The organism is Rhodospirillaceae bacterium, assembly GCA_002746255.1.
In the GTDB taxonomy this organism is placed as follows: Bacteria; Pseudomonadota; Alphaproteobacteria.
This window is the reverse complement of record NVWO01000003.1, coordinates 124707-150717: the sequence shown is the minus strand read 5'-3', so window position 1 is coordinate 150717 and position 26011 is coordinate 124707. Positions and strand designations below refer to the sequence as shown.

General features: G+C 59.4%; 21 protein-coding genes. 8 read left to right on the top strand and 13 right to left on the bottom strand.

The features are described from left to right. Window positions 1-6 precede the first annotated feature (6 nt). The 4 genes from COA65_03615 to tsaB all read right to left on the bottom strand — a co-directional run bounded on the left by COA65_03615 (window position 7) and on the right by tsaB (window position 2972). Entirely contained in the window at window positions 7-825 is an 819-nt protein-coding gene (locus COA65_03615) for a 1-acyl-sn-glycerol-3-phosphate acyltransferase (protein PCJ60779.1), read from the bottom strand. 5 nt (window positions 826-830) lie between these two features. Continuing rightward, on the bottom strand, window positions 831-1640 hold the full coding sequence (locus COA65_03610) for a hemolysin-like protein (protein PCJ60811.1): 810 nt from the start codon (window positions 1638-1640) through the stop codon (window positions 831-833). Between the two features lie 129 nt (window positions 1641-1769). Next, entirely contained in the window at window positions 1770-2186 is a 417-nt protein-coding gene (locus tag COA65_03605) for a transcriptional repressor (GenBank protein ID PCJ60810.1), read from the bottom strand. A 105-nt stretch (window positions 2187-2291) separates the two neighbouring features. After that, entirely contained in the window at window positions 2292-2972 is a 681-nt protein-coding gene (tsaB, locus tag COA65_03600) for a tRNA (adenosine(37)-N6)-threonylcarbamoyltransferase complex dimerization subunit type 1 TsaB (protein ID PCJ60809.1), read from the bottom strand. A gap of 148 nt (window positions 2973-3120) precedes the next feature. Here tsaB and COA65_03595 point away from each other — a divergent pair, with 148 nt between their 5' ends. Beyond that, window positions 3121-3690: a D-alanyl-D-alanine dipeptidase gene (locus tag COA65_03595; protein ID PCJ60778.1), complete on the top strand. Its 570-nt coding sequence runs from the start codon at window positions 3121-3123 to the stop codon at window positions 3688-3690. A gap of 54 nt (window positions 3691-3744) precedes the next feature. Next, entirely contained in the window at window positions 3745-4824 is a 1080-nt protein-coding gene (locus COA65_03590) for a chitin deacetylase (GenBank protein PCJ60777.1), read from the top strand. 47 nt (window positions 4825-4871) lie between these two features. On the opposite strand, the gene COA65_03585 is transcribed toward COA65_03590, so the two are convergent. From COA65_03585 to COA65_03545, 9 genes are all read right to left on the bottom strand, one after another. Then, window positions 4872-5855, bottom strand: coding sequence for a hypothetical protein (locus tag COA65_03585; GenBank protein PCJ60776.1), 984 nt, complete (start codon window positions 5853-5855; stop codon window positions 4872-4874). Between the two features lie 175 nt (window positions 5856-6030). Then, window positions 6031-6594 carry a NifU family protein gene (locus tag COA65_03580; GenBank protein PCJ60775.1) on the bottom strand — a complete coding sequence of 188 codons (564 nt, stop codon included), beginning with the start codon at window positions 6592-6594 and terminating at the stop codon, window positions 6031-6033. A 161-nt stretch (window positions 6595-6755) separates the two neighbouring features. Continuing rightward, window positions 6756-7250, bottom strand: coding sequence for a universal stress protein (locus COA65_03575; GenBank protein ID PCJ60774.1), 495 nt, complete (start codon window positions 7248-7250; stop codon window positions 6756-6758). A gap of 38 nt (window positions 7251-7288) precedes the next feature. Further along, a complete protein-coding gene (locus tag COA65_03570) occupies window positions 7289-8113 on the bottom strand; it encodes a hypothetical protein (GenBank protein ID PCJ60808.1) in 825 nt (274 codons plus the stop codon). A 2-nt stretch (window positions 8114-8115) separates the two neighbouring features. After that, the gene (locus COA65_03565; protein PCJ60773.1) at window positions 8116-9036 is read right to left on the bottom strand and encodes a permease; all 921 of its coding nucleotides are present in this window, start codon (window positions 9034-9036) and stop codon (window positions 8116-8118) included. A 144-nt stretch (window positions 9037-9180) separates the two neighbouring features. Continuing rightward, window positions 9181-10179 carry a tryptophan--tRNA ligase gene (trpS, locus tag COA65_03560; protein ID PCJ60772.1) on the bottom strand — a complete coding sequence of 333 codons (999 nt, stop codon included), beginning with the start codon at window positions 10177-10179 and terminating at the stop codon, window positions 9181-9183. Between the two features lie 47 nt (window positions 10180-10226). Beyond that, window positions 10227-11777 (bottom strand): murein biosynthesis integral membrane protein MurJ, encoded by a 1551-nt coding sequence (gene mviN, locus COA65_03555; GenBank protein ID PCJ60771.1) that lies wholly within the window; start codon window positions 11775-11777, stop codon window positions 10227-10229. Window positions 11778-11834: 57 nt separating this feature from the next. Beyond that, window positions 11835-14591 (bottom strand): [protein-PII] uridylyltransferase, encoded by a 2757-nt coding sequence (locus tag COA65_03550; protein ID PCJ60770.1) that lies wholly within the window; start codon window positions 14589-14591, stop codon window positions 11835-11837. Between the two features lie 73 nt (window positions 14592-14664). Next, a complete protein-coding gene (locus COA65_03545) occupies window positions 14665-17268 on the bottom strand; it encodes a DNA mismatch repair protein MutS (GenBank protein ID PCJ60807.1) in 2604 nt (867 codons plus the stop codon). Window positions 17269-17507: 239 nt separating this feature from the next. Between COA65_03545 and COA65_03540 the strand changes: the two genes are divergently transcribed. From COA65_03540 to COA65_03515, 6 genes are all read left to right on the top strand, one after another. Then, the gene (locus COA65_03540) at window positions 17508-19769 is read left to right on the top strand and encodes an NADP-dependent malic enzyme (protein PCJ60769.1); all 2262 of its coding nucleotides are present in this window, start codon (window positions 17508-17510) and stop codon (window positions 19767-19769) included. Window positions 19770-19777: 8 nt separating this feature from the next. Beyond that, window positions 19778-21190, top strand: coding sequence for a hypothetical protein (locus tag COA65_03535; protein PCJ60768.1), 1413 nt, complete (start codon window positions 19778-19780; stop codon window positions 21188-21190). Window positions 21191-21331: 141 nt separating this feature from the next. Continuing rightward, window positions 21332-22366, top strand: a complete 1035-nt coding sequence (locus COA65_03530) for a phosphate ABC transporter substrate-binding protein (protein ID PCJ60767.1) — start codon at window positions 21332-21334, stop codon at window positions 22364-22366. A 37-nt stretch (window positions 22367-22403) separates the two neighbouring features. Then, a complete protein-coding gene (gene pstC, locus COA65_03525; GenBank protein ID PCJ60766.1) occupies window positions 22404-23774 on the top strand; it encodes a phosphate ABC transporter permease subunit PstC in 1371 nt (456 codons plus the stop codon). Continuing rightward, window positions 23767-25059 carry a phosphate ABC transporter, permease protein PstA gene (pstA, locus tag COA65_03520; GenBank protein PCJ60765.1) on the top strand — a complete coding sequence of 431 codons (1293 nt, stop codon included), beginning with the start codon at window positions 23767-23769 and terminating at the stop codon, window positions 25057-25059. The genes pstC and pstA overlap by 8 nt, the downstream gene beginning before the upstream one ends. Before the next feature lie 114 nt (window positions 25060-25173). After that, complete coding sequence (locus tag COA65_03515) at window positions 25174-25992, top strand: phosphate ABC transporter ATP-binding protein (GenBank protein PCJ60806.1); 819 nt, start codon at window positions 25174-25176, stop codon at window positions 25990-25992. The last annotated feature ends 19 nt before the right edge of the window (window positions 25993-26011 follow it).

The following is a 26011-nucleotide window of genomic DNA, read 5'->3' as shown; positions in this document are numbered from 1 at the left end:
AAAGAGTCAAGGATTGGCCCCCGTCGCCGGGGCCTCGTCCGAGGGCACCTGGCCAGTCAGGGCCATGGCGACCCCCTGGGCCACCGTCTTGTGGCACGCTTTGGCAAGGGTCTTGCGCGAATCAAAGGCCGCGATCGTCACCGGACGATGGAACTGCACGACGACCGTGAGATCGCCAAGCCCCGCCATTTTCCAAAAATGCGGCGCCAGCTCCATGTCGCCATACCACGCATAATAGGGCCGGAGCGCCCGGCCAAACGGAATGCCGTCCAAACGGGTATAGGCGATCGAAACCGGTTGCACGACAAGCGCCGCGCCATTGACCTTTTCTTCGGCAACGCTAAAGAGGGCGCTTTTGAAAGGAAGCACGCGATTGCCGTCATTGCTGGTGCCTTCGGGAAAAAGGATCAGCGGGTCGCCCCGTTGCAGGCGCGTATGAATAACGCTCCGGTGTGACGACGCACGCGACGCGCGCCTTTCGATAAAGACCGTTTTCTGAAGCCTGGCAAGCGTTCCGAAAAACGGCCAATCCGCAACTTCCGCTTTCGAGATGAACGAGACACCGGGAATAAGCGCCGACAGCATCGTAATATCAAGATAGGACGTGTGATTGGAGACAAACAGCGTCGGCCGCGTGTCGGAAATTTCGCCAATCTGAACGAGGCGAAAACCGAATATCGTGCAACAGGATCGATGATAAAAACCGGGAAGGTGCCGCGCGTAAGAAAGACGAAAGCGTAGGCCGATTGCCTGCACGGGGATAAGCAGAACCGTCCAACTGACATACAGAAACATGCGCAGACCGGATAGAAGGCTCGAGCCCATGCGATCTAGGTTTTCGATTTTTTCATATCGAAGTGACGGAAATATTTATCCGGAACAAGGTCCCGTTGCACAACAATGCACACATCCGTCGTATTGAATTGTTTATCGACGACGGCACCGTCGCCGACAAACCCACCAAGACGAAGATAGCCTTTGATAAGCGGCGGCAGGGAAGCCAGCGCGCGTTTTGGGTTCAGCACGTCATCCATCGTCCGCATCGGCACATGGATGTCCGGCAAGGCACGGGGGCGTATAGCCGGTGGCGCCAGATGGTATTTGTGCAGATAGGTTAGCGCCTCGGCATGCCGGGCCGGGTCCGCCCCTATCAGGCTTGCACAGCCGAACAGAATGTCGATGTCGTAATGTTCGACATAGGCGCCAATCCCGCGCCAAAGCAATTCCATCGTCGCGCGGCTTCGGTAATTGGCATCAACGCAGGAACGCCCAAGTTCTAAAAGGCGACCCGGGTATTCCATCAGGCGCGAAAGGTCGTATTCGCCGGCGGAATAAAAACCGCCGTGGCGCGTCGCCATCTCGCTGCGTATTAACCGATAGGTGCCGACAACCGCCTGGGAAAAATCGCCGTCCGCAACACGCGCACGGTCGATCACCAGCACATGGTCGCAATCCGCATCAAACGCGTCGAAATCCTGCTCCCTCGCCGCCATTTCCGGCGTCGGGCTAGCGGCCAACTCCTCATAAAAAACCCGGTAACGAAGCGCCAGCGCCGCTTCGATCTCGCGCGCGTTATGGGCGAGACGAACCTCAAGGGTCTTGCTGTGCACTTTTTGGATGGGATCCACAAAGCCCTGCATGTCAAACGCCGCGCCGAATCGCTTGCGCCCATATGGTGGACGCACCGCGCGCGCAAATTTCGGAAACCAGCCCGGCTGCCGACGAAGAAACCGCGCACGAAGTTTTTTTTGGCCCTTCAGCATGGCCTGCTATTTCGAGTCATCCAGGGGAACGCAAAAAAGTTCAAGCCGGTGATCAACCAGCTTGTAGCCATGTGCTTTCGCCACTTCCTTCTGATAGGTTTCAATGTCCTTGCACTGAAACTCGATAATTTTTCCGCTGCGCATGTCGATCAGGTGATCGTGGTGCTTTTCCGGCATTTCCTCATAGCGCGCGCGACCGGCCCCAAAGTCGAGCCGTTCGATAATGTTTGCCTCTTCAAACAGACGGATTGTGCGGTAGACGGTTGCGATGCTGATACGCGTATCCAGGTTCGATGCCCGCTGATAAACCAGCTCAACATCCGGATGGTCTTTCGAATCGGACAGCACGCGCGCAATGACGCGTCGCTGTTCCGTCATCTTTAGGCCCTTGTCTTCACAAAGGCGTTCCAACCTGGAAAGCATTTTTTGCCTGACATCAATTTGTTTCAACCGCTTGCTGAATAAGTATACGGGCTGCAAACTAGGCTCACAAGGCGATCCTGCGCGCGCATTTACGCCCCGGCGATGTTATGCCTTGGGGCGTTTTGCCTCTGGTGGCCGCAGATAAATGGGCCGCAAATCCGCCGTTGGCGCGCGCGTGGCAGCAAGCCGCGCAATGACGACGGCCTGAGGATGCCCCGGCGCTTTGGACCAGCGAATGTCGCACGCATCTGCGTCGCACATCTCTGCGTTGTGCGTGAAAGCATCGCGAAGCAGTGGCGCACCATCGCCGACAACAAGAAGCGGACCGGACCGGGCCATCCCGGCACAAGCCTCCAGAGACAGGACACCGCCCGGGTCAAGAGGGTGCAGCGCCTCATCAAAAAGCTGGGCATAAAAATCGCGCCGTTTCGTATCCAGCGCCACCAGCACCCGGCGGCCTTTCCGTTCCGAGGATGCAACACCATTTGCGACCGCCTCGAAACTCGTCACGCCGACGACCGGCAACCTGGCCGCAAGCGCGATGCCGCGTGCCGTTGCCAGGCCGACACGAAGCCCGGTAAACGAGCCGGGGCCAAGGGTCGTCGCCAGCCGATCGATCTTGGCAAAGCAGGTGCCGGCAGTCGCCAGCACGTCCTGAACAAGGCCGATTAGCACTTCGGCCTGACCGCGTTCCATTTCGCACAGGCGTTCCGCCAGCACCCGGTCGCCGTCAAGAAGCGCCGCCGAACAGGCGCGCGCGGCGGTATCGAAGGCAAGAATTTGCAAGGCCCCTCCAGAATTTTGTTGCCACCCTCGCCGCGCCGAAACAGGCACCCGGGCAAAGAATTCAAAAATTTTCGCCCAGAAACGCACACAGGTTTGGTAGAACTGCTCATTAGCCCACAAATTCGGGGCCTGCAAGGCTGAAACTGCCATGGATTGCCTCCCCCAAACCCCCCTGGTTGAAATTACGCCCGCCGACGGCGTCGTTCTTGCCCTGGCCTATGCCACGGCGGAAAATTTTACCGGCAAGGCGGTCTACCTACGCGCGCGCTGCTATTTTCACCCCGATGCGGCGGCGTTGCTGCAAAACGCGGTCCGGCTTGCCGCACGCGTTGGCTACCGCCTGAAAATCTTCGACGGYTTCCGCCCCGCCGAAGCCCAGMAAATCCTGTGGGACRYATGCCCGGACCCGGATTTTCTGGCGGACCCGAAACGCGGCTCGCCCCATTCCCGYGGCGTTGCKGTCGATCTGACCCTTCTCGACGCAGCCGGACAGGCGTTGGAAATGGGCACCCCGTTTGACGCTTTCACACCKCTGTCCCACCATGGCAACGGYGAAATATCCGTCGCSGCGCAACGGAAYCGGCTGYTTCTTTTAGGGCTGATGACRGATGCCGGCTGGGATTTTTATCGCAACGAGTGGTGGCATTACCAAATGTTCGACGCCCGGCGTTACCCGGTCCGGTCCGACGCCGAGCTTGGCCTGGGCCTGATGGGTTGAGGAAGCTTGTTCCGGCGCGCATGCGCACATTAGAGTAAGCGTGAAAGGGTATCTATGACCGTTGGCATCGCTTTGCCGCAATTTTCCTGCCGCCGCTTCTTGCGGAAGGGTGCCTTGCGCGCAATTTTGGCGGGCCTTTTCCTATCTGTCTCCTGTGCGCTTTTCACCGCCGAAAGCGTCGCCGCCAACCACGCCGTCGCATTGATCTATCACCGTTTTGGTGAAGACGCGTACCCATCGACCAGCATCCCCATCGACCAGTTCGAAACACATCTTGAGGAACTGAAAAGCGGCGATTACACCGTGCTGGGCTTGCCGGAAATTCTAAAAGCCCTTCGCGAAGGCACGCCCCTTCCGGAACGAACGGTGGCGATTACCATCGATGACGCCTTTCTTTCCGTCTACACGGAAGCCTGGCCGCGATTAAAGGCCGCCGGTTTTCCAATGACCCTGTTCATCGCCACCAAGGCCATCGACCAGGGCGGCAACAGCTACATGACCTGGGACCAGATCCGGGAACTGCTTCGCGACGGCGTCACCATCGGCAGCCAGACAGGCACCCACCTGCACATGCCCCTTGCCGATGCAAAAACGGTTCGCGACGATCTGGCGCATTCGAACGCCCGCTTTCGCGAGGAACTTGGAAAAGCGCCGGCGCTGCTTGCCTATCCTTATGGCGAGGCCAGCCTCGCCGTTCAGGAAATCACGCGCAAGGCCGGGTTCGAGGCAGCCTTCGGACAACATTCCGGTGTCCTGCACGGCCGTGAAGATTTTTTCTACCTGCCCCGATTTTCCTTCAGCAAAACCTATGGCAGCCTTGAACGCTTTCGCCTTGCCGCGAACGCCCTGCCCTTGCCTGTAAAAGACATCACGCCGCGCGACCTGGTGCTTGGAAAAGGCAGCAATCCGCCGAATTTCGGCTTTACAATCGCGGACGACATCCCCGATTTAAACCGGTTGCGCTGTTACGCTTCCGGCCAGGGCCAGGCGGAACTTGCTCAGCTTGGCGAACGCCGCTTCGAAGTGCGCCTGGCCGCACCCTTTCCAAAAGGCCGCGCGCGCATCAACTGCACCCTGCACACGCGCGACGGTCATTGGCGATGGTATGGGCGTCAGTTCTACGTGACGGAATAGGAAAGAACAGGAAAAATGCAACCGCCGAAGCGGCAGGCGTCCGGTGGCTAGGCGTCCGGCTCCGAAAGGCTGGCATAGACATCGCCCGCCAGTTTTGCGCGATCGAAATTCCGCAATTTATTCGAACGAATGAGGACACGCAGCGTTGCGACATAGGCGTCCCCGCGCTCGGAATAACGCTGCAGCGTGTCGGCAAGAACGTAGCCGTTTAGCGGCATCGGGAGACGGCGAAGCACGGCGCGCTTCGCGCGAAATTCCCGATAGGCCCGATGCGTGTTCAGATTGCGAATATACGCACGAACAGAACCGGCAAGCTCGCCAAAGCGACGCACGGAATGGCGCGCGCCCGCGTCGCGTTGCGCCGGCACAAGCCCGTGCCGTGACGTTAGCGCCCACTGGCCGAAAATAGCGTTCCCTTCCTGGGCAAAACGCGACGTACCCCATCCGCTTTCTTCAACGGCCTGGGCAAGCGCCAGAGATGGCGGGACGACATCAAGCCGCCGAAAAAGTTCGGCGCTGTCTCCCTCTGCAACCCGGTAATAGTCATGAAGCGCCGCCAGCCAGTCGTGCTCTGGTTTGGAGAGGCGAACGCCCGCCTGTTTTGCTTCGTAAAGGGCAAGGGCGCGCTGGCGCTGTCCAAGGATTGTTTCGTTCACATGCAACACCAGCGGCAACACCGTTTGCAGGAAAAGCTGCTTGCGCTCCCCCACGACCGCGACGGCGTCTAAATCCGACGGCAGCGTCGCCAAAAAGACCCGCGGCACGATGCCGTCCCGGCGCACCCGGTCCAACCGATAGCCATGGCGATCAAAGGTCGCCGCCACCGCGCGCGCGTCCGGCAAATACAGGGAGGCGACGGGGCGAACAAGGGGTACGCGGTCAAGAAAAACTCCGGCAGGCAGACTGCCCTGACCAAAGGTGACAAAGCCCACCAACGTGCCGACCGCGAGAAAAAGACCGCCAAGGGCCGCACCCTCGAACCCGATCCGCCGTCCAAGCCCGCCAAAGACCTTCCGATCAAACCACTGCATATAGTAGCCCAGCCGTTCTACTACCCTAAATAGGGCAATAGAACCCCAGCTGCCGTCAAGCCAAACCTGGCTCCGGCGGATCAGCCCACGGGCAAAATGACGGCAAAAAAGCGCGGCCGAACGACTTCGGCCAGAAAAGATGCTCCGCAAAATACGGTATCTCCCTGTAAGTTTTTTACAAAACGGCGCGAACTTCGATGATTTCCGGGATGTAATGCTTCAAAAGGCCCTCAATCCCGTTGCGCAGGGTCGCCGTCGCACTTGGGCAACCGGCGCAGGCCCCCTGAAGTTCAAGAAAGACGATCCCGTCTTCGAAACGATCAAAGCGAACATTGCCGCCGTCCTGAGCCACGGCCGGCTGAACCCGGGTTTCCAGAAGTTCGCGGATCTGTTCAACGATCGCGTCACCCTCGTCACCACCGGCGGCCGCCTGTGGCTTGTCTTCCGAAGCTTCGGGCAGGATCACCGGGTCGCCCAGGGTGAAATGCTCCATAATGGCGCCGAGAATCTCTGGCTTGATCACCTGCCAGTCGCGGTCGTCGGTCTTGCGCACGGTAATAAAATCGGCACCCAGAAAAACGCCAGCAACGCCGGAAATGCCGAACAACCGCTTCGCCAGAGGCGAACGCCCTGCCGCGTCGGCCGAGGCAAAATCGGCCGTCCCTTTTTCCATGACCCCCTGGCCAGGTAAAAACTTTAACGATGCCGGGTTCGGTGTCTGCTCGGTCTGAATAAACAAATTCGGCTCTCCCCGCCAAGGCCGTGCGCGCCCTTGCAGACACGCATCGCCTGACTATTTTCTGGTGTGTCATGAATTTGGGTTAAAGAAATCTAAAATTCAAGCTTTTCTTGAATGATTTCTTAAGGTTACCTAGCTAAGCCACGGAAAAAGCAGCTCTTTTAAGTGAGCGCCCGAAGCGCATCGTCGGTCAAATTGCCCGGCACGATCGTGATCGGGATACGAAGTTCGCCTGCCATTTTGTTAACCAAATGGTTGATGAGCGGCCCCGGCCCGTCCTGATCGCTTGACGCGGCAAGCACGAGAACCGAGATGCTGGATTCTTCTTCAATGATTTTCAGAAGCTCTTCGCTGCGAATCCCCTCGCGCACAAACAGGACCGGCATTTTTCCGGTCAGCGTCTTCACCCCGGACGAAAGCTTTGTCAGACTTTCTTCCGCCGCCTCGCGGGCCTCCTCGCGCATGAGCTCGCCAACCGTCGCCCAATGGTGAAAGTCCGCCGGCTCCAGAACGTAAAGAAGCGAGACATAGCCGCCGGTCCGGCGCGCACGGTAACAGGCGAAACGAAGCGCCGTGTGCATCTCCTTCGTCGGATCGACAACGACGAGAAAGCAGCGATCCAATGCCTGCCCTGTTTCTTTCTTCCCTTGCGGCATGCGACCTCAACTGGCTGTGAAACAAGGTGAAAGGGACGTCAGACCCGGCGGAAGATGATCCCGGCCAGCCATCCTGCCATCAAGGCCAGGAAAATAGCAACGATCCCATATTGCGCCGCATGGTCATGAGCAAAATTGTAAAGCATCGCCCCAAGTCCGGTTTTCCGAATGATCAACGGCGTCGTCTGAACGCTGACGACCCGTTTTTCCCGCACCAACAGTACTTTGACGGTATAGACGCCAACCGGCACCGTTTCCGGAAAGAACAGTCGGGTTCGAAAAAGGCTGTTGCCAAGAAAGGCGACGTCCCCCGCCTCAAACTCGTAAAGTTGCCGCGCCTGTTTTCGCCGGAGAAGCGCCTCGCGGAAAAGAGCCACCTCTGCCTTTGTTGCCGTCACGCCTTCTTTCTTTGCCGCCGCTGCGGTCACCGCCGGCACCACCAGCCTTATGTTTTCCACGCCGATCTCGTTGCGAACGAGCATTTCCGGTGGCACGATTTCATCCACCGGCCGGTTCGACGCAACGGCGTAATAGGCGGGCACGTCCTGGAACCGCATCGTGGCACGGTTCATCCAGACACCGCTGACGGATTTTTTCTGCCGGACGACAAGGTCTTGCGCCGGTCCCCGGACGACAACAATCACATCGCCATCGCCTTCTGTCGCACCAAAAAGCAGCACTTCCGTGCCGGTAAAGCCGGTCGTGATTGCGATCACGTGGTCCGAAAGATCCGCCACCAGCGGTTCCGCCCGGACCGAAAGCGCACCAGGCCCCAACGCACCAAGCCCCAAAAGGACAAGGATAGCCAGCGCCTGGCGGAAAAAATGCCGGGAGCGGAAAAAATGCCGGGAAGAGGAGCGCATCATCATGGCCCCGCCAGACTTAAAGAAAAGGCGTCCTCGGGCGTAATCACCAGCCCCCAGATCATGCGCGCGCAAACGAACAGAACAAGCAGGGCAAGCAGGGCGCGCAATTCTTCGCTTTGCAGTTTGCTGCCAAAACGTGTGCCAAACTGGGCACCAACGACGCCCCCCGTCAAAAGAAGAAGGGCCAGCAGAATATCCACAGTCTGGTTTTGCACCGATTGCAGGAACGTCACATTCGCCATGACGAAGATGATCTGAAAAAGCGAGGTACCAACAACGACGGTAGTCGGCATGCCGATAAGGTAGATCATCACCGGTATTAGAATGAACCCGCCGCCAACCCCCATGATGGCCGCCAGCACGCCGACGAAAAATCCGACGCCAAGGGGCAGCAGCGCGCTGATGTACAGCTTCGAGCGATGAAAGCGCATCTTGAAGGGAAGCCCATGCACCCAGAGATGCTGATGCAGTTTTCGCCGTGGTGGAGCTTGTCGGCGACGGCGGCGAAGAACGGTACGCGCGCTTTCCGCAAACATGAGACAGCCAATCGTGCCAAGAAAGAGAACGTAGGAAAGGGCGATCACAAGATCAATCTGACCCAGGGTGCGAAGGATGGAAAACAGCCACACGCCTACGGTCGATCCAAGCAGGCCGCCGGCAAGCAGCACAAGCCCCATCTTGACATCGACGTTCTTGCGCCGCCAATGGGCAAGGGCGCCGGAGACCGAAGAGGCAATGATTTGATTGGCTTCCGTGGCCACGGTCACCGCTGGCGGAATGCCGAGAAAAATCAGGAGCGGGGCCATCAGAAAACCGCCGCCAATGCCGAACAGACCCGAAAGAAAGCCGACCACCCCCCCAAGCCCGAGAAGGAGGAAGACGTTTACCGACATTTCGGCAATGGGAAGATAAATTTGCATCTGGCCTACATCTGGCGGCCGCACATACGCGTTAAAAAGAGATAGGCCCCGGAACACTGCCAGAGCAAGCTCAAATTGTACGCCCAAAGAAATAAAGAGAAAGGAAATAGCGCGCCAGAAAACGCCGCGCCCACAAAAACCCGATCAGGCGTGCAAAAGCCCGACGATGTCATCGATCTCGACCAGGTGTCGCTCGGCAATTGCACCGGCCCGTTCGGCACCATCGCGAAGGATCGCGTCCACCGTGCCGGGGTCTTTCATCAAGCGCGCCATCTCGTCGCCGATGGGGCCCAGCACGTCAATCGTCACCGCCGTCAGATCCTCTTTGAGGGCCGAGAACGCCCCCCCGGCAAAGCGTTCGATCACTTTGGCGCGGTCAAGGCCCGCCAGGGCTGCGTAAATGCCGATGAGATTCGCCGCTTCCGGGCGGCCCTCCAGCCCTTTCGGATTGTCCGGCAAGGGTTCCGGGTCCGTCTTCGCCTTGCGGATTTTCCGGGCAATCGTGTCGCGATCGTCGGTGAGATTGATCCGCGAATAGCCGGACATGTCCGACTTGCTCATTTTCGCCGTGCCATCGCGCAGGCTCATCACCCGCGTTGCCGCGCCGAAAATCTGCGGCTCCGGCAAGGGGAAATAGTCCACCCCATAGCGACGGTTAAAAGCGCCGGCAATGTCGCGGACAAGTTCCAAATGCTGTTTTTGATCTTCGCCAACCGGCACATGGGTCGCCCGGTAAAGCAAGACATCCGCCGCCATCAGCACCGGATAGGCGTAAAGCCCAAGCCCGGCCTGTTCCCGGCGCTTGCCCGCCTTGTCCTTGAACTGGGTCATGCGGTTGAGCCAGCCGAGTGGCGTTATGCAACTGAGCAACCAGGCCAGTTGGCTATGGCCGGGGACGGCACTCTGATTGAAGATCGCGCAATCCTTGGCATCAATGCCCGACGCGATGAAGGCCGCCGTCACTTCGCGTGTATGGGCACGCAAGGCATCGGGGTCCTGGGGCACGGTCAGGGCGTGCAGATCGACAATGCCATAAAGGCAGTCAAAATCCTTCTGAAGCCCGACCCAGTTCCGGATTGCGCCCAGATAATTGCCGAGATGCAAATTTCCTGTGGGCTGTACGCCGGAAAAAATACGTTTCATGTCCGTCCCTCCTTGCGCGCGCACTTTCCCTGCAAGCCGGGGGCCGGTCAAGCGGCCTTTTTTTGAAACAGCCTTTGCAGATCGCCTTTTTCGAACGCGCCCAGGAAATAGGCCAGCACGCCATACGCCCCAAACCCACCCCCGACAAGCAGGCCCAATGCCATCGCGCGCATCCCCTCGCCTCCTGCGAGGGTGGCCGCCAGCATTTCAGCGGCACCAAAGGCCAGCCCGCCCATCGCCACCGAGGCAACGCCCATGCGCGGCAGGCGTCGCTTCAGCCGCGCATCAAAAAACAGGTCGCCACGACGCGTTAAGCCGACAATCAGCAGGCCGGCATTGCACCAGGACGCGATTGCCGTTGCCATGGCGATGCCCACATGGGCAAAGGGGATCATGAGGGCGACGCTTAAAACGATGTTCACAACAACGGCAACGCCGGCGATCTTTACCGGCGTCTTCGTGTCATGGCGTGCGAAATAGGCCGGCGCCAGCACCTTGACGAGCACATAGGCCGGCAAGCCCACCGCGTAGGCCGAAAGCGCCGCGCCCGCCGCGCGCGCTTCCACCACGCCAAAGGCGCCGCGCTCGAAAAGCACATGAAGGATCGGCCCGCTTAAGAGAAAGAGCGCAACGGCCGCCGGCAGCGTCAGGAAAAGGGCGGCTTCAATGGCCCGGTTCTGGCTGGCATTCGCGCCTTCCTGGTCCTCGGCGCGCAGCTGGCGGGAAAGCAGCGGCAAAAGCGCCGTCCCAACAGCAATGCCGACGACGCCAAGGGGAAGCTGATTTAGCCTGTCCGCATAATAAAGATAGGAAATGGCGCCTGCGGGAAGGAGCGAGGCCAGCACGATGTCGATAAACAAATTGATCTGCACGATTCCGGCGCCGACCGCGCCGGGCGCCAGAAGACGCAAGAACCGTTTCACGTCTGGCGTCAGCCGCGGGCGCCGCAAATGCAAGCCCATGCCGGCGCGCGACAACGCAACAACCAGCCACAGGAATTGCCCAAGCCCCGCCACCGCCACCCCAATCGCCAGGGCATGGCCAGGCGTGGGCGTGAAATTCGCCAACACCAGCAGGCTTCCGATCAGTGCCAGATTCAGCAAAATCGGCGTGGCAGCAACGGCCGCAAAGCGATCAAGGGAATTCAACACGCCCCCCATCAGCGAAACCAGCGAGATAAAAAGAAGGTAGGGAAAGGTGATGCGCGCAAACAGCGTCGCCAGGTCGTAACGCATCGGATCGTCCACAAAGCCCGGTGCCAGCAGGTAAAGAAGCCAGGGCATCAACATCTCGGCGATGGCAACAAAAAGTGCCAGGATAACAAGCAGCACCGACAGCACTTCTTCGCCAAAGCGCCTGGCCTCGTCCCGGCCTCTTTTTTCAAGAAAGCCCGCGAACATCGGAATGAAGGCGGCGTTAAAAGCCCCCTCTGCAAAAAGCCGGCGGAAAAAATTCGGCAGTTTGAACGCCACGAAAAACGCGTCCGCAATGACACTGGCACCAAGGATCGCCGCCAGCAAGATGTCGCGGACAAACCCAAGCACACGGCTTATCAGCGTGTAGCCACCGACGGTAGCGATTGAGCGAAAAAGCGCCATGACCTTGATAGATATCGGATTTTTAACCCGCTTGAAAGGTGAAGCGGAGAGGCAACCCTATTTTCCGGTCGCCGCAACCGCCGCCTCGGCCCGGGTTTCCCACCCCTCGATGGCTGCAATCAACGTTTCCTGGATTTGCCTTTGCTTTGTTTCGTGCTCAATCTTCATGCCGAAGATGTCTTTCACATAGAAGACATCGACCGCGCGCTCGCCATAGGTGGTGACATGGGCGCTGGCGATCTGCAGGCTTAGGCCGCTCAACGCGCGCGTCACGTCATACAAAAGACCGGGCCGGTCGCGGCCATTTACCTCGATCACCGTAAAATGATGGCTGGCGCCATTGTTGGTTAAAACCCTGGGCGCGACCTTGAACACGCGCGTCCGACTGGAAAGATTGGTCTGACGCGCCAATTCCTGCGTCGGCAGAATATCTCCCGCCAGGGTTTGCTTGATGCGTGCCAGAAGGCGTTCGGTCAAATCCGGCTTTTCAAACGCCTTGCCGTTGGCGTCCTGAAGCCAGAACGTGTCAAGCACCATGCCGTTTTTCATCGTCGATATCTTGGCATCGACGATGTTCGCGCCAGAAAGTGAAAGCGCGCCAGAAAGTCTGGAAAAAAGTCCGGGGTGATCGCCCGCGTAAATTGTCACTTCCGTCACGTCGCGATCCACATTCACGTAGGTATGCACGGTAAGCGGCGTTTTCGTTTCATCCGCCGCACGCATAAGCCGCGCCTGACGCACCAGCATCTTCGCCGGATAGGCAAGCCAATAAGCCGCAACGCCGCGTTCGACAAACGCGTCGAATGCCGTGTCCGTCCAATCCGCAAGGCCCGCACGCAGGTCCTTTAGAGCTGCCGCGACGCGCGCTTCCGTCATTTGCGTCATCAGACCGCCGGACATAATTTCTTCCGTGTGCAGGTAAAGCGTGCGCAGCAGCGATGCCTTCCACGCGTTCCAGATATTCGGCCCAACGGCGCGGATATCGGAAACGGTAAGAAGCAGAAGAAGTCGCAGGCGTTCCGGCGACTGCACAACATCGACGAAGGCCTGTATCGCCTCTGGGTCGTTCGTATCCCGCTGAAAGGCGGTCGTGCTCATCACAAGGTGATTGCGCACAAGCCAGGCGACGTTTTCCGTTTCCTCTTCCGAAAGGCGAAGGCGGCGGCAGATACGGACGGCGATTTCGGCGCCAACAATGGAATGATCGCCCGGCCTGCCTTTCGCAATGTCGTGGAACAGCGTCGCAAGATAAAGAACACGCCTCGAAAGAACCTTGTGAACAATTTCGGAGGAAAGCGGCATGGCGTCTTTGAACCGCCCCTGTTCGATTCCGGACAGGGTGTCGATTGCAAGGATCGAATGCTCGTCCACCGTATGCGCGTGGTACATGTTGTATTGCATCTGGGCGACGATCCTTCCGAATTCCGGAAGAAAGCGTCCAAGCACACCCGCCTCGTTCATTCGCCTGAGCGCGCGCGCCGGGTCTTTTTTCGAGGTAAGGATTTCAAGAAACAGGCGCACCGCGTCCTGGTTCTGCCGCAAATGACGATCGATGCGGCGCAGGTTCTGCGTGATCAGGCGAAGCGCGTATGGGTGCACGTCCAAATCTTCCGCCTGGGCGATATGAAACAGTTTCAGAAAGCACAACGGGTCTTTTTCAAAGGTAGCTGGGTCGGTGATGTTGAGGCGGTTGTTTTCAACAACGAACCCTTCGATGCGTGATGAAGACCGCCATGGAAAACGAAAACGGGGTGGACGTTTTTGCTGTGCCTCCAGACATGCGCAAAAGATTCGTGTCAAATCACCCACATCCTTTGCCGCCAGAAAATAGCGCTTCATGAAGCGCTCAACGCCGCGCACATGGCCGCGATCCACATAGCCCATCCGGCGGCTGATTTCCGGCTGCATATCGAACGTCAAACGTTCTTCCGTCCGGCCCATGAGGTAATGAAGATGGCAACGCACGTTCCAGAAAAAACGGAGCGCCTGATCAAAGCGCGCCGCCTCCTGGATCGTCAGCACGCCAAGCAGCACCAGGTCGTCCGGGTCATCCACCCGGTAAACGGCCTTGGCAATCCAGAAAAGCGTGTGCAGATCCCGAAGGCCGCCCTTGCCTTCCTTGATGTTCGGTTCCAGCACATAACGTGATTCGCGCAGACGCTGATGACGGGCATCGCGCTCAGCCAGTTTTGCTTCGACAAAATTTGTCGCCGTCGCCGCCGACAGGTCCTGAAAAAAGCGCTCGTGCAGATCCTGGTAAAGCGCTTCGCTGCCAGCAATAAAACGCGATTCCAGAAGGGTCGTGCGAATCGTCACATCTGCGTTTGCCTGGCGTATGCATTCGTCGACGGAACGGACAGCGTGGCCAACCTTCAGGCCAAGGTCCCACAAAAGATAAAGCAGGTATTCGATAACCTGCTCGCTAAAAGGCGTTTTCTTGTAGGGAAGGACAAACAGCAAATCGAGGTCCGAACAGGGCGCAAGTTCGCCGCGCCCATAGCCGCCAACGGCGACGATGGCCAGATGTTCGGCGTGGGTCGGATTGGGGACGCAAAAAAGATGGTCCGTCACGAAGCCATGCAAAACCTGAAGCAGGATGTCGAAGGACCGGCTTTGCGCCTGGGCAACATCAAAGCCGTTTTCGCCGGCTTCGAAACGGGCGCGCAATGTTTCCTGCATGCTCGCAAGGCAGGCGCGCGATTCTTCAAGCACGCCTGCGCGAAGCTTGTCCAGGTTTGATTCCTTCTGATAGACCGCTTCCAGTGCCGCCATCAGAATTTCCGGCTGCACGGCCGCTTCGATCATTTTTTCCATCCGCCGTGGCCTTTTGTACAGGCAGGATCACTATCAGGGATTTTAGAATACGCTAAAAGAAAACGAAAATACCCTATTCGTCGCGCGCCGCCTTCAGCCGGTAAATAAGCTCAAGAGCCGTGCGCGGCGTCAACGCGTCGGGATGCGTCTCGTCAAGCAGGGCATCAACGGCGGAAGGCTTTTGGGCCACCGCCGGATCGCGGAAAAGCGGCAAATCGTCGCCCAGGCGCGTGCATGTGCTTTTGCCCTCCTCTGCTTCAAGGGTTTTTAGAATTTCGTCGGCGCGGCGGACAACCGCCTCCGGCAGGCCCGCCAGACGACCCACATGCACCCCATAGGAACGGTCCGCCGCGCCCGCCGTCACTTCGTGCAGAAAGATGACGTCGTTCTGCCATTCCTTGACCCGCATCGTATGGCAGGAAAGATTTTCCAGCTTTGGGGCAAGGGCCGTCAGCTCATGGTAATGGGTGGCGAAAAGCGCGCGCGCATGGTTCACGTCGTGAAGATGTTCGATCGTCGCCCAGGCAATCGACAACCCGTCGAAGGTGGCCGTGCCACGGCCAATTTCATCGAGAATGACCAGCGCCCTGGGCCCTGCCTGGTGAAGAATGGCTGCCGTCTCGACCATTTCGACCATGAACGTCGAACGCCCGCGCGCCAGATCGTCCGCCGCGCCGACACGACTGAACAGTTGATCGACAACGCCGATGCGCGCCGAGTTTGCCGGCACGAACGCCCCCATCTGGGCAAGAATAACAATCAGAGCGTTCTGGCGAAGAAACGTGCTTTTACCGGCCATGTTCGGACCCGTCACCAGCCACAATCGGTTGCCTTCTCCCAGATCGCAGGCATTCGCCACAAAGCCTCCCGCGTGATCGCGTTCAAGGGCGCGCTCGACCACGGCATGGCGCCCGCCATCAATCTGGAAGGCCCGCCCTTCCTCAACCTGCGGGCGCACATAGCGACGTTGCGCGGCAAGCTCCCCAAGCGCGGAAGCAACATCAAGCTCGGCGAGCGCTGCCGCCGTCCCGGCGACGGCGTCAACCCGTTGTGCAACGCTGGCAACAAGCGCGTCGAACAATTGGCCTTCCAGCGCCAACGCCCGATCGGCGGCTTGGCGAATCCGATTTTCAAGATCGGAAAGTTCGACCGTCGTAAAGCGCGCCGCGTTGACCATGGTCTGGCGATGAAGGAAGCCGCTGTCTGGTGAAAGCAGCTTTGCCGCGTGGGCCGCCGGCACCTCGATAAAATAGCCAAGGATATTGTTGTGACGAATTTTTAAAGCCGCGATGCCGGTTTTCTCAACACAGGCGTTCTGCATCTGGGCAATACGGTGGCGGCCTTCGTCGCGCAAGCTGATGGTTTCATCGAGTTCCGGGGAATAACCCGTTGCGATGAAGCCGCCATCGCGAACAAGGGCCGGCAAATCCGGCCGCAGGGCATTTTCAAGATCGGCGACAAGATCGCCGTGACTGCCCAACGCCACCACCGCATCGGTGAGGCCCAGGCCAAGCCCGCGCAAGCCTTCGCCGGAAAGAGTCTCGCGAATGGCTGGCGTCAAAGCCAGCGCGTCGCGAATGCCCGCCAGATCCCTTGGCCCGCCACGCCCAAGGGTCAGCCTGGACAAGGCGCGTTCAAGATCCGGCGACCCCCGCAAAATCTCGCGCAGACGGTCGCACCGCGCCCGATCCTCGAAAAAGAAATCCACCATGTCGAGGCGGCGCGAGATCGCCGCCACATCGGTGAGCGGAGCCGCCAGGCGCGCCCCAAGCAAACGGGCACCGGCCCCCGTCACCGTCTGGTCGATTGCATCGAGAAGCGACCCCTTGCGCCCACCCGCCTGGCTGCGGGTCAGTTCAAGATTTCGCCGCGTTGCCGCGTCGATTTCAAGCATCGCACCGGGCCGGAGATGCCTTGGCGGCGACAATCTGGGAAGACTGCCTTTCTGGGTCAGCGCCACATAGTCGATCAGAGCCCCGCAAGCGGCAAGCTCGGCGCGAGAAAAATCACCGAACCCTTCCAGGGTCTGCACATCGAAGACCTGTTCAAGGCGGCGTTTGGCGCTGGCGCTGTCAAAACGCGTGTCCGGCAGGGGCGTGCATTCGGCGCGGCACGCACGCGCGCCCTCGCCAGGGGCGGTGCGCCCGAAAAGCTGGTCGGAAAGCAGCACTTCGCCAGGGTCGATGCGCGCCAGAATGGCGGCAAGCTTGGGCAAGGGCGCCGTCTGCACATAAAAATCGCCGGTCGACATATCAAGCCAGGCGACGGCACACGCGCTTTCCGCTTCCGCAATGGCTGCCAGAAAATTGTGCTGACGGGCATCAAGAAGCGCGTCTTCTGTCAACGTACCCTGGGTCACCAGGCGGGTGACATCGCGGCGGACAAGCGCCTTTGGCCCCCGCTTCCTGGCCGCTGCCGGGTCTTCGATCTGTTCGCAGACGGCGACCCTGAAGCCCCGGCGGATCAGCCTGGAAAGGTAGGCATCCGCCGCATGCACCGGCACACCGCACATCGGAATGTCGGTGCCCTGATGCTTGCCCCGTTTCGTCAGCGTGATGTCGAGCGCCGCCGACGCACGGACAGCATCCTCGAAGAACAGCTCGTAAAAGTCCCCCATCCGGTAGAAGAGGAGGCAGTTCGGATGCGCCTCTTTAAGGGCCAGATATTGCGCGATCATGGGGGTCACGCCGGCGGATTTCGATTGGCTCATCGGCGCAGACACCCTTGTTTCTCCCGGCATGCAGGCCCCAGGCGCATCGAGCGGGCGGGAAAGGGCCCCGCCCGGGCCAGCGCGAACCACGCCACCGGTTGGCTTTGACGCCACCCGCACACATCCCTACGATCACGGACTTATACTTACAGGAAATTCCCCGCCCATGGGTGACGGATTAGAGAAAAAGAAAGCACAAGGAAAATATGGCCGACGACACAAACAAAGTCACGGATCAGGAAGCGCTGCTTTTCCATGCTTCGGGCCGGCCCGGCAAAATTGAAATCACGCCGACGAAACCGCTGCTGACCCAGCGGGATCTTTCCCTCGCCTATTCGCCCGGCGTTGCCGTGCCCTGCGAGCGAATTGTTGAAGACCCCTCCCTTGCCTATGACTACACGGCAAAAGGCAATCTGGTCGCCGTCATCTCCAATGGCACCGCCGTTCTCGGCCTCGGCAATCTTGGCGCCCTCGCCTCGAAACCCGTCATGGAAGGCAAGGCGGTTCTTTTCAAGCGCTTTGCCGACGTCGACAGCATCGACCTTGAGGTCGACACCATGGACGTGGACGAATTCGTCAATTGCGTTCGTTTTCTGGAGCCCAGTTTCGGCGGCATCAATCTTGAAGATATCCGCGCGCCGGAATGCTTCATTATCGAACAGCGCCTGCGCGAAGCAATGGACATTCCCGTTTTCCATGACGATCAGCACGGCACGGCGATTATCGCCACGGCGGGGCTTTTGAACGCGCTGGACCTGACAGACCGGCGCATCGAAGACATCAAGATGGTTGTAAATGGCGCCGGCGCCGCCGGCATTGCCTGCCTTGAACTGGTGAAAGCGATGGGCGCCAAACCGGACAACATCCTTCTTTGCGATACGAAGGGCGTCATCTATCGCGGCCGTGAAGCGGGGATGAACCAATGGAAATCAGCCCATGCCGCAGAGACGGATGCGCGCAGCCTTGCCGATGCCATGAAAGGTGCCGACGTCTTCTTCGGCCTTTCGGTCAAGGGGGCGGTCACCAGCGCCATGGTCGCCAGCATGGCGGACCAGCCTATTCTTTTCGTCATGGCAAACCCGGACCCAGAAATTCGACCCGAAGAAATCCAGGAAATACGCGACGATGCCATCATTGCCACCGGTCGCTCGGATTACCCGAACCAGGTGAACAACGTCCTCGGCTTCCCTTATATCTTTCGCGGTGCGCTTGACGTGCGCGCGTCCACAATCAACGACGAGATGAAGATTGCCGCAGCGAACGCGCTCGCCAGCCTCGCCCGCGAAGACGTGCCGGACGAAGTCGCCGCCGCTTACGCCGGAAGGCGCCTGCAATACGGGCCCGAATATATTATTCCATCCCCTTTCGACCCCCGGCTCATCGCCACCATCCCCGCCGCCGTCGCCGAAGCGGCCATGGCGACGGGTGTCGCACGGAAACCGATTATCGATATCGATGGCTATCGGCTGGAACTCGCCACGCGGCTCGACTCAACCGCCGCCAGTCTGCAACTCATCTTCGATCGCGCACGGCAAAATCCGCGCCGGGTTGTTTTTGCCGAAGGCGAAGAAGAAAAAGTCATCCGCGCCGCCATCGCCTTTCGCAACGCCGGCTTTGGAACGCCGATCCTCATCGGCCGCGACACTCTGATTGCCGAAGCCATGGAACGGCTTGGCCTTGGTGGCACCGACAAGCTGGAAATCCACAACGCCCGCCTCAGCAAGAACAACCCGCGCTACACCAACCATATCTATGCGCGCCTGCAACGAAACGGCGCGCTTTATCGCGACTGCCAGCGGATGGTCAACCAGGACCGCAACGTGTTTGCCGCCTGCATGGTGGCGCTGGGGGACGCGGACGCAATGGTCACCGGGCTAACCCGAAGCTATGCCGTTTCCTACAAGGAAATTCATCGCGTGCTGGATCCAAAACCGGACGCACAGGTCTTCGGACTTTCCGTCGTCATCGCGCCGCGCCGCACAGTTTTTCTTGCCGATACGACCGTGCACGAAAACCCGACGCCGGAAATCCTGGCGGACATTGCCGTTCAGGCGGCAGAGAGCGCCCGCCTGTGGGGCCATGAGCCGCGCGTCGCCCTGATTTCTTTTATGAATTATGGAAGCCGCAAGTCGGAAAGCGCCAACCGCGTGCGCGAAACGTTGCGCCTGCTGGATCGCCGCAATGTGAATTTCGAATACGATGGCGAGATGACGCCGGACGTGGCGCTGAACCCCGAGATCCGGAAACTCTATCCGTTTTGCAAGCTTTCCGGTTCGGCGAATGTGCTGGTGATGCCGGATCTGTCCAGCGCCAACATTGCATCAAAGCTTGTTCAGGAACTTGGCGGGGTAACAGTCATCGGGCCGCTTCTGACCGGGCTGTCGAAGCCGGCGCAGATCGCGCATATGGGGGCAACGGTTTCCGATATCGTTAATTTGGCGGCGCTTGCCGCCCACGCCGCCGAGTAACCGCCGGCATGTCTCAACGCCGCACGCAACGAACCATTCCCCAGCGCTGGTTCCTGTTTTGGACAGGAATGATCGCCCCTGGCACGGGCGTGCTGGTGCTGCTGTTTTTGCTAGGTGAGCTTGCGCTCTGGCCCGCCATTCTCGCTGTCACCGTGGCGGCAGTCGCGATGGCTTTCCTCGTCCGCGACCATCTTGGCAATTTCGATGCGGTCATCGCCTATATCGGCGATCTGACCCGAAGCGGCAAACCGGTGCCGCCAGGGGTCCGCGCCCATAGTGCGGCAAATGACATTCTTTCGGCGGTCGAGGCGCTTGGCCGTTCGCAGGGACGGCGGATAACGACGCTGGAGATGCTGGCCGAGGCAAACACCGTCATTCTCGACAGCCTTCCGGACCCGCTTCTTCTTGTCGACCGCAAGCGCCAAATCCGTCAGGCAAACCGGGCGGCGCGCACGCTCGCCACGATGGACCCCATCGGCCAGGATCTGGCCGCCATTATCCGCGATCCGGCCTTTCTCGAAGAAATCGACATCGCCCTTGAAACCCGGTCGGACCGCACCGCCCAGTTCACGCTTCCCTATCCACGCATGCAGCATTTTCTTGTCCGCATCATCTCCCTTGCGCGTCCCGTTGACGACGGCACCGCCCTGGTCATCAGCCTCCATGACCTGACAGCGGTGAAGCAGCTGGAACAGACGCGCGTCGATTTCATCGCCAATGTCAGCCACGAGCTCCGCACGCCGCTTTCCTCTCTCGTCGGCTTTATCGAAACCCTACAGGGGCCTGCAAAAGACGACGCGGAAGCGCAGGCGCGCTTCCTTGGCATCATGGATGAGCAGACCAAGCGGATGGTGCGCCTCGTCGAAGACCTGCTTTCGCTTTCGCGGATCGAGCTGAACGAACATTCGCTGCCCTCGGGCATGGTGGCGCTCGCCGACATCTTAAAAGCCGTTTGCGATATGCTTTCCTTTGCGGCCGAGGCGCGCAGCATCACCATCGAGATGGACGTGCCGGACGCAATTGCCGACATTCCCGGCGATCGCGACGAATTGACTCAGCTTTTCCAGAACCTGATCGACAACGCCATCAAATATGGCCGGGCGGGGACAGCGGCCCGGATCACGGTCACCTGCGAAACCGAGGCCGCCGTGACCGGCATTGGTGCCCCGGCCCTGGCAGTCACAGTCCGCGACGAGGGCGAGGGCATCGCGCCGGAGCATATTTCACGGTTGACCGAACGCTTCTACCGAGTCGATCAGGCGCGCTCGCGTGAGCTTGGCGGCACCGGCCTGGGCCTGGCAATCGTCAAGCACATTGCCAATCGCCACCGTGGCCGTCTGGTTATCAAAAGCACGCTTGGCAAAGGCAGCGCCTTCACCATTTACCTGCCGATGGCGGACAAAACGGCGGCACTGTCCTAAAGACGCCGCAGCGCTGTCCTAAGCCGCAGCGCGGGTCCGAAAGACTGTCATAAAGCCGTCACAGAACTCCGATAGACCTGAGCACAAGACTGGCCCGAGCCAGTCATCCATACGCGCCCCAGGCACCAGGAGTTCAAGACCATGAGAAAATTGCTTCTTGCCGCTATCTTCGCGGCCCTCGGCATCGGCCCGGCCCTTGCGGCCAGCGCCCGCGACCAGATCCGGATCGTCGGATCGTCAACGGTTTTTCCCTTCGCCACCGCCGTTGCCGAAGAATTCGGGCAAGTGACAAATTTCAAGACGCCGGTCGTCGAAAGCACCGGCTCGGGCGGTGGACTGAAGCTTTTCTGCACCGGCATCGGGCTCAACCATCCTGATATCACGAACGCGTCGCGCCGCATCAAAGACTCTGAAATTGCCAGATGCGCTAAAAACGGTATCACCCACATCACGGAAGTAAAATTTGGTTTCGACGGGATCGTCCTTGCCAATTCGCTAAAGGCCAAACGGTTTGATCTGACCCGCAAAGCGATTTTCCTGGCACTGGCAAAGGACGTGCCGGACGCGTCCGGCACGCTGGTTCCAAATCCGCATAAAACATGGAAAGACGTGGACAAGAGCCTGCCCGATACAAAAATCGAGGTGCTGGGCCCACCGCCGACATCCGGCACAAGGGACGCCTTTGTCGAGCTTGCCATGGAAGGGGGCTGCAAAAAATTTCCGAACATCCTGGCGATAAAGAAAAAAGACAAGCAGCGGTACAAGGCCATCTGCCATGCGATCCGGGAAGACGGGGTCTTCATTGATGCGGGTGAAAACGACAATCTGATCGTTCAGAAACTTGCGGCAAACCCGAACGCCCTTGGCATCTTCGGGTTCAGCTTTCTGGACCAGAACCGCGACAAGGTTCAGGGCAGCCTCGTCGATGGCGTCAAACCAACCTTCGAGAACATTTCAAGCGGCCAATACCCGGTGTCGCGGTCGCTGTATTTTTATGTAAAGAACGCCCATGCCGGCTTCGTCTCCGGCATCAAGGAATATATCAATGCCTTTACCAGCGAGACCGCCTGGGGGCCCTTTGGCTATCTGGCCGATCGCGGGCTGATTCCGATGCCCATCGACCAAAGAGACATGTGGCGAAAATCGGCCTTGAAACTCACCCCCTACAAGAAGTAAGTCCAGACCAACGACGCTGGGGAAAACTGGGAACGCAATGCTCCTGTATCTTTTTATTGTCGCCCTTCTCGTCCTCTCTTCCGTCGCCTTTACGGTGGGGCGGCGGCGCGCCATGGCTTTTGGCGAAGCGAGCCGCCTGCACGCGCGGCCCGTTCATCACGGAATCTACGTCACGCTTTGGTGCGTCCTGCCGGCGCTTGCTATCTTCCTGCTCGGTCTGTTTCTGGAAGGCTTCCTGCTCGGCGCGCTGCTGATCGCCGACACGGCCCCGGCCCTTGTCGCCCAGCTTGGCGGCAAAGACATTTTTATTGCAACAATCACCGCCCTGGCCGCAAGCGACGGGGCCGGCCAGTCGGAGGGCGGCCTGCGCGACGCCGCCCTGCATTATCAGGGCCTGCGCCAGATCGCCCATGCCGGCCTGTTCGCCGTCGCCCTGACGACGGCCCTTGGCGGCCTGGCCTGGGGGCGGCGCGCCGTTTCGCCTACTTTCCGGGCCCAGGCACGCATTGAAGGCTTCTTCCTGAAAGCCCTTGTCGCAGGCTCCACAATCTCGATTCTGACAACGGTCGGGATCGTCCTCTCGATGCTGTTTGAGGCCATCCGCTTCTTCCAGATGGTCCCCTTTCACGAGTTTCTGTTCGGCCTGCAATGGAGCCCTCAGACGGCAATCCGCCCCGACCAAATCGGCCAGACCGGCGCCTTTGGTGCGGTCCCGGTCTTCGTCGGCACGCTTTTGATTACCTTCATTGCCATGTGCATTTCCGTCCCGATCGGCATTTTTGCGGCCATCTATACATCGGAATATGCCTCCCCGCGGGTGCGCGCGACCGTGAAGCCGGTGCTGGAAATTCTCGCCGGTGTGCCGACCGTCGTCTATGGCTTCTTCGCGGCCTTGACGGTCGCGCCGCTGTTGCGCGAGGCCGGCCTCGCCCTTGGCCTGGACATCGCATCGGAAAGCGCACTCGTCGCCGGCCTGGTGATGGGCATTATGATTATTCCGTTTATTTCGTCACTTTCCGATGACGCCATCAACGCCGTCCCCCAGAGCCTGCGCGACGGTTCCTATGCGATGGGGGCAACGCAGTCAGAAACCATTCGTCACGTCGTCCTGCCCGCCGCCCTGCCCGGCATTATGGGCGCGTTCCTTCTGGCGGTTTCACGCGCAATCGGCGAAACCATGATCGTCGTCATGGCAGCCGGCCTTGCCGCAAAGCTGACAGCAAACCCCTTCGAGGCGGTGACGACAGTCACCGTACAAATCGTCACCCTGCTTGTCGGCGATCAGGAATTCGACAGCGCCAAGACGCTGGCCGCCTTCGCCCTTGGCCTAACCCTTTTCGTGATAACGCTTTTCCTGAACATTTTTGCCATCCAGATTGTAGAAAAATACAGAGAAAAATATGACTGATCCCGCGCCCCAGACAAAAGCCGACGCCACCAACCGGCGGCGCGTTCGCCGCGTGCGCGCCGAAAGGCGGTTTCGGCTCTATTGCGTGTCTGCCGTCTTTGTCGCGATCGCTTTTCTTCTTTTTCTGATCGGTAGCCTTGTCGTCAGCGGGTATAGCGCGATTGGGCAAACCCATGTCCGTCTCGACGTGACCTATGACGCAGCCATCCTCGACCCGGACGGAAACAGCACCGTAGATGCGATGATGCGGGCAGATTACGGCGCGCTTATCCGTCAAAGCCTGATGGCAGAATTCCCCGATGTCGAAGGTCGCCGAACCCTGCGGCGCCTTTTTTCCTTGGTCAGCAGTCAGGCCCGCTTTGAATTGCGCGACGCGGTTTTGGAAAACCCCGCCATCATCGGCACGACGCAATCCGTCTGGCTGACCGCGTCGGGGGATTTCGACATGCTGATAAAAGGTGACATGCGGCGCGACGTGACCGAAAACCAGCGGCGCCTCAACGACCGGCAAATCGGATGGATTGACCAACTCGTCGCCGAAGACGCCGTGGCGCAAAAGTTCAACACGTCCTTCTTCACCCACGCAGATTCACGCACGCCGGAAGTCGCCGGCATCTGGGGGGCCGTCATCGGATCGTTCTACACAATGGCCGTCACGCTGTTGATGGCCTTTCCCATCGGGCTGATGACCGGTGTCTATCTGCAGGAATTTGCAACAAAAAATCGTTGGGCACGGCTGGTTGAGGTCAACATCAACAATCTGGCTGCCGTGCCGTCGATCGTTTTTGGCCTGCTGGGTCTGGCGGTCTTCCTGAACTTTGGCGGCATGCCGCGTTCCGCCCCCCTCGTCGGTGGCATCACCCTGGCGCTGATGACCCTGCCGACGATTATCATCGCGACGCGCGCGTCACTCCTTTCCGTCCCCCCGTCGATCCGTGAAGCCGCACGCGGCGTCGGCGCATCGGAAACCCAGGTCGTGCTGCACCATGTCCTGCCGTTGGCCATGCCCGGAATCCTGACCGGAACGATTATCGGCATGGCGCGTGCGCTGGGCGAAACGGCGCCGCTTCTGATGATTGGGATGGTCGCCTTCATCGCCGACGTTCCCCAAAGCATTACGGACCCCGCAACGGCGCTTCCGGTCCAGATTTTCCTCTGGGCAGACAGCCCCGAGCGTGCCTTCGTCGAACGCACGGCCGCCGCCACGCTTGTTCTCTTAATGTTTCTTATCACCATGAATGGCCTGGCGATCTTTTTGCGCAAGCGATTCGAACGCCGCTGGTAGGAGAAATCGGTTAAAATGGACGCCATGGTGCAAAAAATGGAAACCGCGACCCAGAGAACCGGCGAGAGGAAAGCCAGGAAAACGATGGCTAAAATCCCAATCACCACAACCCTGATGACAGCGGCCTCCGCGAAAGCGCCAGCCTCCGCGAAAGCGCCGGCCAAAGCCGAGAACGTCATCCCCAAGATGTCGACGCGGGAACTCAACGTCTTCTACGACGACAAGCAGGCCTTGACGAATGTTGACCTCGACGTCGTCGAAAACAAGGTCACCGCCCTCATCGGCCCATCGGGATGTGGCAAAACGACATTCCTGCGTTGCCTCAACCGCATGAACGATACGATCGAGAGCTGCCATGTGTCCGGCATGGTCCAACTCGACGGCCAGGACATCTATGAAAAAGGCATCGATGTTGTCCATCTTCGCACCAAAATCGGGATGGTCTTCCAAAAACCAAACCCGTTTCCGAAATCGATTTACGACAACGTCGCCTATGGTCCAAAAATCCACGGGCTGGCGAACAATCGGGCCAGGCTTGACGAAATTGTCATGACAAGCCTTGAGCGCGCCGGCCTCCTGAAGGAGGTTCAAGATCGCCTGCAAGAGCCGGGCACCAGCCTTTCCGGCGGTCAGCAGCAGCGCCTCTGCATTGCGCGCGCCATTGCCGTCAGCCCCGAAGTCATTCTGATGGACGAGCCGTGCTCGGCGCTGGACCCGATCGCCACGGCGCGCATCGAAGAATTGATGGACGAGCTTCGCCAGAAATACACGATCATCATCGTCACCCATTCCATGCAACAGGCGGCGCGCGTTTCCCAGCACACCGCCTTTTTCCATCTGGGCGAGATCGTCGAATATGGCGACACGGCAACGATCTTCACAAGTCCAAAAGACGAACGGACGCAAGGGTACATCACCGGACGCTTCGGCTGACCGGCGACGAGGGGGAGGG